At 67.5% G+C, this 10,922-nt stretch carries 11 protein-coding genes; 5 read left to right on the top strand and 6 right to left on the bottom strand.

Going from position 1 to position 10,922, the window contains the following annotated elements; all coding sequences use genetic code 11:
- Nucleotides 1–23 precede the first annotated feature (23 nt).
- From ABZW16_RS05535 to ABZW16_RS05545, 3 genes are all read right to left on the bottom strand, one after another.
- Nucleotides 24–1,190, bottom strand: coding sequence for a site-2 protease family protein (locus ABZW16_RS05535; RefSeq protein ID WP_354952514.1), 1,167 nt, complete (start codon nt 1,188–1,190; stop codon nt 24–26).
- 1 nt (nt 1,191) lies between these two features.
- Complete coding sequence (locus tag ABZW16_RS05540; protein ID WP_354952516.1) at nt 1,192–1,857, bottom strand: DUF2267 domain-containing protein; 666 nt, start codon at nt 1,855–1,857, stop codon at nt 1,192–1,194.
- A gap of 253 nt (nt 1,858–2,110) precedes the next feature.
- On the bottom strand, nt 2,111–2,965 hold the full coding sequence (locus tag ABZW16_RS05545; RefSeq protein ID WP_354952518.1) for a universal stress protein: 855 nt from the start codon (nt 2,963–2,965) through the stop codon (nt 2,111–2,113).
- 769 nt (nt 2,966–3,734) lie between these two features.
- Here ABZW16_RS05545 and ABZW16_RS05550 point away from each other — a divergent pair.
- From ABZW16_RS05550 to ABZW16_RS05570, 5 genes are all read left to right on the top strand, one after another.
- The gene (locus ABZW16_RS05550) at nt 3,735–4,097 is read left to right on the top strand and encodes a hypothetical protein (RefSeq protein WP_354952520.1); all 363 of its coding nucleotides are present in this window, start codon (nt 3,735–3,737) and stop codon (nt 4,095–4,097) included.
- Nucleotides 4,094–4,810, top strand: coding sequence for a hypothetical protein (locus tag ABZW16_RS05555; protein WP_354952522.1), 717 nt, complete (start codon nt 4,094–4,096; stop codon nt 4,808–4,810). The genes ABZW16_RS05550 and ABZW16_RS05555 overlap by 4 nt, the downstream gene beginning before the upstream one ends.
- Nucleotides 4,811–5,191: 381 nt before the next feature.
- Nucleotides 5,192–5,473 (top strand): SHOCT domain-containing protein, encoded by a 282-nt coding sequence (locus ABZW16_RS05560; RefSeq protein ID WP_354952524.1) that lies wholly within the window; start codon nt 5,192–5,194, stop codon nt 5,471–5,473.
- Between the two features lie 216 nt (nt 5,474–5,689).
- The gene (locus ABZW16_RS05565; protein ID WP_354952525.1) at nt 5,690–6,571 is read left to right on the top strand and encodes an ABC transporter ATP-binding protein; all 882 of its coding nucleotides are present in this window, start codon (nt 5,690–5,692) and stop codon (nt 6,569–6,571) included.
- A gap of 6 nt (nt 6,572–6,577) precedes the next feature.
- Nucleotides 6,578–7,372 (top strand): ABC transporter permease subunit, encoded by a 795-nt coding sequence (locus ABZW16_RS05570; RefSeq protein ID WP_354952527.1) that lies wholly within the window; start codon nt 6,578–6,580, stop codon nt 7,370–7,372.
- Between the two features lie 62 nt (nt 7,373–7,434).
- Here the strand turns inward: ABZW16_RS05570 and ABZW16_RS05575 are convergent, their stop codons facing one another.
- The 3 genes from ABZW16_RS05575 to ABZW16_RS05585 form a co-directional block, all read right to left on the bottom strand.
- On the bottom strand, nt 7,435–8,436 hold the full coding sequence (locus tag ABZW16_RS05575; protein ID WP_354952529.1) for a hypothetical protein: 1,002 nt from the start codon (nt 8,434–8,436) through the stop codon (nt 7,435–7,437).
- Nucleotides 8,437–8,835: 399 nt separating this feature from the next.
- Nucleotides 8,836–9,810: a hexose kinase gene (locus tag ABZW16_RS05580; RefSeq protein ID WP_354952531.1), complete on the bottom strand. Its 975-nt coding sequence runs from the start codon at nt 9,808–9,810 to the stop codon at nt 8,836–8,838.
- Nucleotides 9,811–9,991: 181 nt separating this feature from the next.
- Entirely contained in the window at nt 9,992–10,906 is a 915-nt protein-coding gene (locus ABZW16_RS05585; RefSeq protein WP_354952533.1) for a universal stress protein, read from the bottom strand.
- Nucleotides 10,907–10,922 lie beyond the last annotated feature (16 nt).

Raw genomic sequence — 10,922 nt, forward strand, 5'->3', positions numbered from 1 at the left:
TCGGCGCGGGCCGAATTGTTATGTCAGAGTCCGGTATTCGGTGGTCGAAACCGTTCGGATCGGCGGGCGGAAAGACCGAGGGCGCTGCGCTGGACGGCCAGCGTCAGATCCGTCGCGGTAACCACGCCGATGAGTCGCTCGTGTGGGTCGATCACGGTGATGATGTCGAAGTCGGGTCGCAGCACCACCTTGGCCGCCACGGCGCTGAGCAATTCGTCGCCGGACACTCGGGCTGTCGGTGGCAGTGTGCGGGCGACTTTGCCCACCGCGGTGGTGGCGCGCGCGGCAGCCGGCAGTGCCGTCAGATCGGACCACGACAGCACTCCGATCGGCCGACCCGCCGGGTCTGTGACGGGGAATACCCGGTGATCGGTATGCACGATCTGGGAGCGCAGCAGATCGGCGACGGACCAGTCGGCGGATACCGACAGCGGATGTTCGGTCATGATATCGCGAATCCGGGTGTCGCCCAGCCGATGTCGCAGTCCGGCGGCGGCGAGCTCGACATTCGCGGCCGAGTACAGGAACCAGCCGAGCAGCATCAGCCACAGTCCACCGGCATTGCCGACCAGTAGCAGCTCCGCGCCGCCGAGGATGAGCAGACCGAGCCCGAGGATCCGGCCGCTGTGCGCGGCAATGGTGGTGGCGCGCAACCGATCTCCGGTGCGCCGCCAGATCAGCGCGCGCAGTACCCGACCACCGTCCAGCGGCGCACCCGGCAGCAGATTGAACACGGCCAGTACAACATTCATCGCGCCGAGCCAGCCGAGCATATCCGGCACCGGTCCGCCCATCAGGGGGCCGATGAGGTTCGCGACGATGAGCACGATGACGCCGATCCCGAGGCTGGTGAGCGGTCCGGCCATTGCAATGCGCAGATCCGAGCGCGGGTCCTTCGGTTCGTCGCCGAGTTCGGAGACCCCGCCGAGCAGCCACAACACCACCACTTCGACCCGGGTGCCACTGCGGCGCGCGACGATCGAATGCGCCAGCTCATGCGCCAGCAGTGTGGCGAGCAGACCTACCGCGCCGGTCGCGGCGACCAGCCAGACCACCACGGAGTTCCCGTGCGCATCGGCCAGCGAGCGGCCCAGCAGATAGGTGAACAGTCCGAGGGTGACCAGCACCGACCAGTGCACGCCGACTCGAATGCCCGCGACCCGGCCCAGCGGGATCGTCGGACGTAGCACCTCAGCGCTCCCGCGTCTCGGTGCCGACCAGACCTTCGGCGAGCAGAATACGGTGTGCCTGCTGGGCCGCCTGGGTCGACCGGTCGCGGTCGGGTTCCTCGGCAGGCAGTCGTTCGAGGCCACGCGCCAGCACGGCAACGGCGTCGCCGATCGCCTGGACGCGGTCCTGGAGACCGGCGAGCGGATCGACCGCCGGCTCCTCGGCGACTGATTGCCATTCGATCAGCGATTCGTCGACAGCAGTTCGCGCACCGCACAGCACGCCGTAGAGCCGCATCGGCAGGACCGCGAAGACCCGGGCCAACTGTCCGGGGGAGAACAGCTCGGACAATGCCGCCGTGACCGCGCCCGCGACCGGGCCGACCTCGTCCTCGTCGATGCCCGACTCCCTGGCGAACTGCCGGAGAAATTCGGTGATGCCATGCCGGACCGGCACGTGGCTCGGCACCCAGCCCTCGTAATAGGCCCCACGCAGGACCTCGGGCAGTTGCGCCGCCAGATGCGCCGAGCTGCTGACACTGATGCGGTCGCGCACGGTGTGCAGCCACGCGCGCAGCGCCCGGTAGGCGAAGGCCCGGTCATCGGTGTCGAGGCTGTCGGCGACAGCGCGCAGCCAGTCGCGGGCAGTCTGTACAGCGGGCGCGAGGGGATCGTCGTGATGCGACATGGTTGGCCTCCTGGGTGCTGCCCCGGTGCGATGATGGATTCTTATCGCTCAGCCTGTGTCCCATTCGGCCACCATCCAAGGGCCGAAGGTTGCCCCGGTGTGAGCCGATGGTCCCGGTTTCGGCTGCGGTAGCTGTGCGCCGGTCGACAACGGGAGAACGGCGGCCGTTCAAGGCATTTCCCCTCGCTGGGTTCACGCTCACTCTCCGCTTGCGCGGGCGCGCCGGAAATGGACATGGTGCGCGACCGCATCGTTACGACCGGCATACGAGTACCGGGCAGCTCGTGTGGTGGAGCAGGTCCCGGCTGGTCGACCCGAACAGCAAAGCCGTCGCGGTCGAGTAGCCATGGCTGCCGACGACGAGCAGTTGCGCATCCTGCGCCATCTCGTTCAGCACTGCGCGAGCCAGGCCGGGGACGGGCATTTCGATGACCTCGACATCCGGGTATTCCGTGCACCATCCGGCCAAGGACTCGGCCAGCAGGGTACGTTCCTGCTCGCCACGGTCGAGATGGTGGCCCACCGGTTCGATGCGCGAGGGCCAGCAGTGCACCGCGGCCAGCGGCACACTCAATGCCGCGGCGATCTCGAAGCCGTGGGCGATGGCCGGGATGCTGAGCTCGGTCCCGTCCACGCCGACCGCCACCGGCTTACCGCGGGGAATGGGCCTGCCGTTCGCGCCGCGCCACACCCCGACCGGGCAGTGCGCATGCTCGGCGACATGCACGGTGGTCGATCCGATCAGCCTGCCCTCGTAGGCGCTCTGCGCACCCACCACGACAATGCGGGCATGCGCACTCAGCTCCACGAGCGCCTTGGTGGGCGGGCCGTCGGGCAGTGTGGCCTCGACCGTCAGTTCCGGGTCACAGGTGCGCACGAGTCGGCAGGTTCGATCCAGGATTTGGGTGGCGGCGTCGTATGCGTGCGGCGCACGGACGCGGTCGGCCAGCTGCTGCGCGACGGTGTGCTGGTGCGGCAGCGCGTGGGCGATCAGCAGCGGCGCGTGCAGCGCGCCGGCGAGGTAGGCCGCCCAGCGTGCCGTATTCAACGCCGTCGCGGAATCGTCCACACCGACGACGATGGTGTTGTGGTCGGCCCTGGTGACCATCGGTACTCACTCCTCGACAGCCCACTCCGTATTCGTCAGAGGTGCGTTTGCGTAGGCGCGACGAACGCATCCGTGGCGCGCTGAAGGTGGCTCTCTGTGCCATGGCGTGCACAACGAGCACCGCGCGTTCCGCGGTTGCCGGTTGCCATACCTTCACTGTCCGCCGAGCCGTGTGCACCGGGTAGGGCCACCAGGTAGCGGCGGCGTTGACCAATGTCATCCGCCCGCGCGGCTCAGCGAGGCGACGGATGACCCGAGTACCGGCCGCGAGGGTGACGGTCGACCGATGCGATGCCGGCCGACCACTCGGGTCACGCCTGCGGCAATGTCGGCCGTGGAAGACCCTGAGCGCGAAGAACTTCGAAGCCCGGGCGAACTCGCCGGACATTTCACCAGCAAAACGACGAGGACCGGTCGACAAGGTGGAACCGCCGCCCACGCGGTCAGCCTGGGCCGCTGTCCGAATGGCGTGATACCTGGGGAAGCAATTCGTGCCGCGGATGATGGTGACGACTGTGCGCGGTCGCATCGGCGAGGGCGGTGCGACCGCATGCACCCCGATCGGACGCAGTCCTTGGTCACCTCGCTGGAACTCCACGCGGGCGGTGTGGACTTTGGTCACTCAGGACCGGCCGACAGTCGATACACAGGACTACGGGATGCCCTACTCGGGTGCTCGGCCAGCAGGTGGAATCGACACTCAGGTGATGTCCGCCGCATGGCGCCCGCTCTGGGCGTAGAAACGGTGGGCAGGACCGGGAGGTTCATGATGATCGCAGGTGTCGTGGCCGTGATCGGGTTCCCGACGGTGTTGCTGGCGCTGTGGTGGTTTGTCAGCTCCGGCAGCGGTGAGCAGCGTGGTCCTGGCGCCTGGTCGGTTACTCGCAGCACCGATCCGGGCACATCGGCCGAGGTCGATGATTCGCCGCCGCGGCTCCCCGCGCGGCTGACCGTCGAGTGGGCCGATCCGGGACAGGTTTGGCGAGCGCTGGATATGGAGAACGCGTTACTCGCCGAACTCCGGACGAGCCGGATCGGTCGGTTCGAATACCGTACCCGCCTGTTCGCGCTGGCCTGCGATTGCGATCCAGCGCCGAATGAGCAGCGGCACAGAGAGGTTGGTCCGTCATGACAACAGTCGATACCGCCGCAGTATGCGACCAAGAGGTGGCGATCCCCATCGGCGCGGTCGAACTCGCCGCACATTTGCGGATACCGGATCGCCCCGTCGGCATTGTCGTCTTCGCACACGGCAGTGGGAGCAACCGGCACACCCCACGTAATACCTCCGTGGTCGAGGTATTCGCCGGACATCGCCTGGCGACGTTGTCGATCGATCTGCTGACATCGGCCGAGGCGATCGTTGGCGCCAAGGTTTTCGACGTCGAACTGCTGGGCACTCGCCTCGCCATAGCTCGCCGATGCCTGCGGAGTTCATCGATCTGCCGGGAGCTCCCGGTCGGATACTTCGGTGCCGGTTCCGAGGCACCCGCCGCGCTCTGGGCGGCGGCGGAACCGCGCGACAAGATCCGCGCCGTGGTTGTGCGCGGCGCCCGGCCAGACCTGGCTGGTGCACGGCTGGGCGGTGTCATGGCACCGACGCTGTTCCTTGTCGGTGGCCTCGATATCCGCGTGCGTACCGTCAATCATCGTGCGGCCGGGACGATGCGGTGCGAGCACCGGGTCGCTGTGCTGGCCGGGCACGGTCCCGGATCGGCCGATCTGCGGATATCGCAGCGGGCTGCCTACGTGGCGGCCATGTGGTTCGCCGAGCAGTTGCGGGCACATTCGGCACCCGCCGCCGGACCGACTCGGGACGGCGATGTCGATGAGTCGGTCGGCTGAAAGAGCTACCGTTGTCAGCACGTCCCCACCGAGAGAGAGGCGTCGTCCCCCATGGCTGTGGGACCAAGGTCCTCATTCGTATTGTCCCACAACGGCTTTCGGTACTCGAGTTCGTAATCCGGGTCGGCTGGGCTGGGCCCGCGCCGGTGTCCGCGCACACCGATCACGGCTGGCGCATCTCGGTAATCCAGTCCGGCACAAGATCGTTCATCGGTATCGCGGGCGCCCCGATGGTCTGTTCCCCCTGTCGGCCCCGTTTCCGGGTCGTTGGTACCCGAAAGATGGGGCGATCGGCCCTGCTCCCGGCGGTCCAGCGGAGCGCACGGTGGGGTGACCCGAACGAACCGGGGCCCGTGGTGGGCCGGTCCGTGGGTGAAGGAGATGTCCGACATGATGTATTGGTACGACCATGATCTCAGCGGCTGGGGATATGCCTGGATGAGCATCGGGATGGTGGCGTTCTGGGGGTTGTTGATAGCGGCCTTCGTGCTCGTGATCCGAATGGTCACCCGGTCCGACGGCGCGCCCTCGACCGATGACCGGTTGCGCAGCGCGGAAGATCTGCTGGCGGAGCGTTTCGCACGCGGAGAGATCGATGCGGAGGAGTACGCGAGTCGGCTCGACACCCTGCGCACGCACGGCGGCGCGGTCCCGCGAAAGTGAGCGCGCCCGCCTGCGTCGCCCATACGGCCTTCGCCGCGGCGTCGCACCGCGGCGGAAGTTGCCGGAGTACAAGGTGACGGCGGTGGCGGTGCGCCGGGGGAGCGGGGACGAACGTCCTCGGTGAGCGGGTCATCGGGCTCTGGGACAAGGACGTACGTCGGCCGATAGTCGAGATAGCAGGCGCCTCGCCGCCTGTGAGAAGGAAGGGTGCCCCCGATGATTCGGATGGATGGGCTGACGAAATACTACGGTCGCAAACCTGCGCTGATCGATGTCACTCTGCGGATCCCGCCCGGGGTCGTTTTCGGCTACCTGGGGCCCAACGGCGCGGGCAAGACGACCACGATCCGAATCCTGGTCGGACTCATGCGCCCCACGCGCGGTTCGGCGTGGGTACAGGGTGCGGATACGGTCCGTGAACGCGAGGCGGCCCAGCGCTGCATCGGCTATCTGCCCGGACAATTCGTCGCCTATCAGGATCTGACCGCGCAGCAGTATCTCGAGTATCTGGCGAACCTGCGCGGCGACGTCGATCCTGCGGTACGTGACGCGCTGGTCAAACGGCTGGACCTGGATCCGACAGTCCGCATCGGCGCGATGTCGCACGGCAACCGGCAAAAGGTCGGCATCGTGCAGGCGTTCATGTCCGAGCCGGATCTGCTGGTGCTCGATGAGCCCACACAGGGGTTGGATCCCTTGGTACAGCGCGAATTCCTCGCGATGGTACGCGAAGCGCGCGACGCCGGACGCACGGTCTTCCTGTCCTCCCATGTGCTCTCGGAGGTGCAGGCCGTCGCCGATACCGTCGCCATGCTGCGGGAAGGACGAGTGATCGCCGAGCATTCGGTGGCCGAGCTGACCAGCCGGGCGCGCCACCGAATCGACCTCACCTTCGCTGGCGAGCCACCGGACCTGAGCGCGCTGCGCCGAATCGAGGGCGTGCGGCGGGTCGAACAGAACACCGTCGCCGTGCACATCGACGTGGACGGTTCGACCGCGGAACTTCTCAAAGCCGTCGCGCCCTACGACGTGGTCGACATTGCCAGCCATGAACCGGATCTCGAAGAGGTCTTCCTCACCTACTACGGACAGGAGTGAAAGACCATGCTGCGCAACGTCTATCTGAAGAGTCTGCGCGATCAGCGGCGCGGGCTGATCGGCTGGAGCATCGGAATCGTCGCGTTGGTGCTGATGGAAAGCGCGTTGTGGCCGTCGATCTCGGATATGGCTGGTTTGCGTGAGTTTCTGGCGAACTATCCCGAGCCGCTGCGCAAGCTGTTCAATCTGGACGCCTTCGGCACTGGCACCGGCTTCCTGAACGCAGAACTGTTCAGCATGTTGCTGCCGATCCTGTTCCTGGTCTTTGCGATCAGCCGCGGCGCGCGGGCGATCGCGGGTGAAGAGGAACTCGGCACACTCGAGGTGCTCTTGGTGACCAGGGTCTCGCCGGTGCGCTTGGCGCTCGAACAGGCGGCCGTGCTCGCGACCGCCGTGCTCACGCTGGGCGCGGTGCTGTTCGGTGCGATCGTGGTGTGTTCGGCGATCTTCGGTCTGGACATCGCAATCGGCGCCGCGCTGACCGGAGCATTGTCGATGGCGCTGCTCGGCATCGAATTCGGCTGGCTCGCACTGGCTGTCGGTGCAGCCACTGGTAAACGCACTGTGGCACTTGCCATCACGTCGGTGTTCGCGGTCGGCGCATATGTGCTCTACGTCGCGAGCAAACTGGTCGAGGCCGTGCGGCCGTGGGGACCGGCGTCGCCGTTCCATCAGGCGATCGAGGGCGGCCCACTCGGCGCCGGGCTGCCCGCGGAATACGGCTGGCTGGCTCTGGCCGGTGCGGTGGCACTGGTGGCCGCCCTGCCGGTCTTCGACCGCCGCGACATCGCGGGAGTGTGATCCATTTCGCGGCCACGTGAGCTGACCCGATCGTCGGCTCGCATCGTGAAGACGGCGCGGCATCACCTGCGGATGCTGAGGATGTCGACGAGGGGGCGGCGGGGTGATGGTGGGATATCGGGTTCATTGTCGGGCGCTGTGCCGATGCGGACCACGACCTGCGGCACGCCGGGTTGGGCAAGCAGGCTCGCGAGGACCCTTCGGCCCGTGGGCAATTCGGTGATATGGGTCAGTGCGCAGGTCGCCAATCCGGCAACTGTGCACTCGAGTAGCACCGCGGACAGCACCTCGCCAGTGTGCAGCCAGTTGGGTTGGGAATCGCTGCTCGAGCTGAGCACCAGCAGTCGCGACCGGTCCTCCAGCGTGCCGCGGCGGGCCGAATGCGGCGCGGACGGGAAGGTGCGTCCCACACCCACGCGGGCGAATTCGGCATCGGAGACCAGTGCATTGCGCGGAACCCCCTCCGGTCCGCTGGAATGTCCGGACCACCAACGCAATTCGGACTGGTACTCCATATCGTAGCGGCGCGTCGCGGTGGCGTGTTCAGAGGCGGCCGCGAGCCGGGGGCGGACGCTGTCGTCGAGGGCAGTCAGCTCCAGGTCGTGAGGTATCACCAGCATCTGAACGGTGTGCACGACTTGCGGCCAGTCGGTCGGCGCCAGCATCGGCAGCCGGTCGGTGCGCCGCTGATCGATAGCGCGGGCGCGGGCACGCACGCTGTCGGGTGGGTCGGGCCACCGTCGGAAGTCGATGACCGCCAGGTAGTCGGGTTGCTCCGGATCGGGCAGCCGTGTGACATCGGTGTGCCAACCCTGCGCCGCGAACGCGGTGCGCACGTGGTGCAGCATCGCGCCGCAGCTGATCACCAATTGCCTGCCCAGCGGGTCCGTCGCGCTCAGCAGCCGGTCGTTATCGCGGCGCAGGTGCAGCCGAGTGCCGTCGAACTCGCAGCGCCACGGCTGGGTGTTGTGCACCGACGGCGCCCGACTGGCCAGCCGCATGGCCGCCAGCACCGTCGGACGGTCGGGCACGTTGGAGGTGGGAGAGGGAGTGCTGTCGGTCATAGCTTCGAGTGTCGACCGCCGCTATATCGGTCGATAAGGGACTTGCGCCCGTTCTCGAGGGCACATGGTCACCGACCGGACGGTTCGCCTCTCGCCCGGGGACGAGCAGCCGGTCCACCGACCTCACTCCCGATACGCTGGCCGTCTGACCTATCGGGCCACGGCGCATGGTCGCCAGATCACGGCGTGCCATCGGACATCCGGGCGGTCGGTACCGGAACCGCCCGGATTGTGTTGTCACTCGGCCGATTCGATGGCTGCATGGTTTCCTGCGGTGGTGTGGCCGCGGCGACCGGAACCGCATCCCCTTGTCGTAGGTGGCAGCGATACCGCCCTCGTTCGCGCCCGCGGGCCGGGCCACCGAGCGGGGTCGTTCGGCGCGGCGAATCGGGGCGAAGGTCAGGACTGCGCCCGCGCTGCCTGGCTGCGCTCGATCGTCCGCGTGTGTACCTCGGTGACGAGGGTGTCGACGGCGGCGCGGGTAAATATCTCGGTGCCGGGCAGCAGTACCGTGGCGGCCGCGGCGGCCACGCCGTACTCGCAGGCACGCAAGCACGGATCGCCGATGGCGAGCCGGTAGGTTAGCGCGCCGATCAGACTGTCGCCCGCGCATGCGTCGCTACGCGGCGGCAGGGGCGGGGGTGGCGCGGAAATCTGGTGGTGGGCTTCGCGATTCGAGTACACCGCGCCGAGCGCACCGACCGTGGTGATGGCGTGATCCGCGGCGCCGAGATCGAGCAGGTGGTCGTTGGCGGCGCGGGCGGCGGCGAAACCATCGATCGGCCTGCCGATCAGTTCGGCCGCTTCCCTGCGGTCGAATCGGATCAGGAAGACGTTCTCGCGCAGTATATTTCGCAGCTGCATGCCCGCGATGTCGAGCACTATCCGGGTCCGGCGGGACTGTATGCGCCGGGCCACCTCGGCACAGAAGTCGTCGCGTAATCCGGGCGGGACGCTGCCGGAGATGACGAGATAGGAACAATGCTGGGCCGCGGTCAGTATCGCGTCGAGACACCGCTGTGTCTCCGCCTCGGTGAGCTCAGGGCCCGCGGGCACGATGTGATAGCTGTGGCCGGAAAACGTTTCGGCCACCACAAAGGCGTCCCGGGTGTCGGAACCGATCTCGATCCGCCGGTGGTCGAGCCCTTCTTCGTCGAGCAGTCGATCGAGCCGCCTGCCGACCTCGCGTCCGGAGGTGTGCAATGCGACCGCCGAACCGCCCAGCCTGCCCACACATCGGGCGACATTGATCCCACCGCCGCCACCGCGCACCGAGCACCGCCGCGCGCGGTTCTTGCCCTCGCTGATCAGCCGATCCACCTCGAAGGCGGCGTCCACGGTCGGATTCAGAGTGACCGTCAGAATCGTCGACACGGAATGACTCCTCTACCCGGGGTGTACGACTCAGCTTCGGCCGCGGCGGACCCGGTCGCACAGTGCCGAAGGACCCCGAACGATTGCCGTTGGTCGGTTGGGCCGGATCGTCCAGGGGACCACCACTCGATCCGATACATGATCACCCGGTCTGCGCTCAGACGAAGCGGCGCACGCGAAACTAGTTCGGGTGCACGACCATCACCGGACAGTCCGCATGCTGCACGAGCCAACTGCTGGTCGAGCCGAGGAGTAGACCGCGGAATCCGCCGCGGCCGCGGCTGCCGACCACGAGCAGCTGTGCGGACTTCGACCAGTCCGCCAACTGCTCGCGCGGCCCGGCAACGGAGACCTTGCGGGTCACGGCGACGTCAGGGTATTTCTCCTGCCAACCCGCGAGACGCTCGGCCAGCAGTGCGTGTTCGGCGATCTCGAGGTCGACGATGGGGATTTCGAGATATGAACTTCCGGCGTACTCGCCCATGGTCAGATCGCTCCAGGCGTGCACGGTGACGAGTTCGGCATTGCGCTCGGACGCCTCGGCGAATGCCGCGCCGAGGGCGGCCTCACCGACCGGGCTGCCGTCCGCGCCCACCACAACGGGCCCGCCGCGATGCGTCGGTTCTCCGGTGCCGGGCACGACCACGGTCGCGCCGTGGCCGTGCCCGGCCACCGCGAGCAATGTCGATCCGACGTGCGCGAGCGTGCCGACGCCCCTGGTGGCACCCATGACAACGAGGTGCGCGCCTTCCGAGAGCGTGATCAGCAACTTCGCCGGGTTCGCTTCGGAGAGTTCGGTGGCCACGGTGCGATCCGGAGCGATGTCGCGCGCAAGGGCGCGAGCCTCGGCCAGGATGCGATCGCCATGACCGTGCATCGCCTCGATGACCGATGACACCGTGATGAGGTGGGTCCCGAGGACCGCGCGCGAGACCGCGAGGTCGAGGCCGTGCACGATCAGCAACTGCCGTCCCTTCCGAGCCGCCGTTTCGGCCGCCCATCGGACGGCGGCATCGGCGGACGCGGACCCATCGGTCCCCACTACCACCGCAGCCGATGTCAACTGGTGTCGATCCGCATCATGTCGGGTGCTCATTCCGCTGCCCTTCAGG

Source organism: Nocardia sp. NPDC004604 (genome assembly GCF_040609795.1).
GTDB lineage: Bacteria > Actinomycetota > Actinomycetes > Mycobacteriales > Mycobacteriaceae > Nocardia.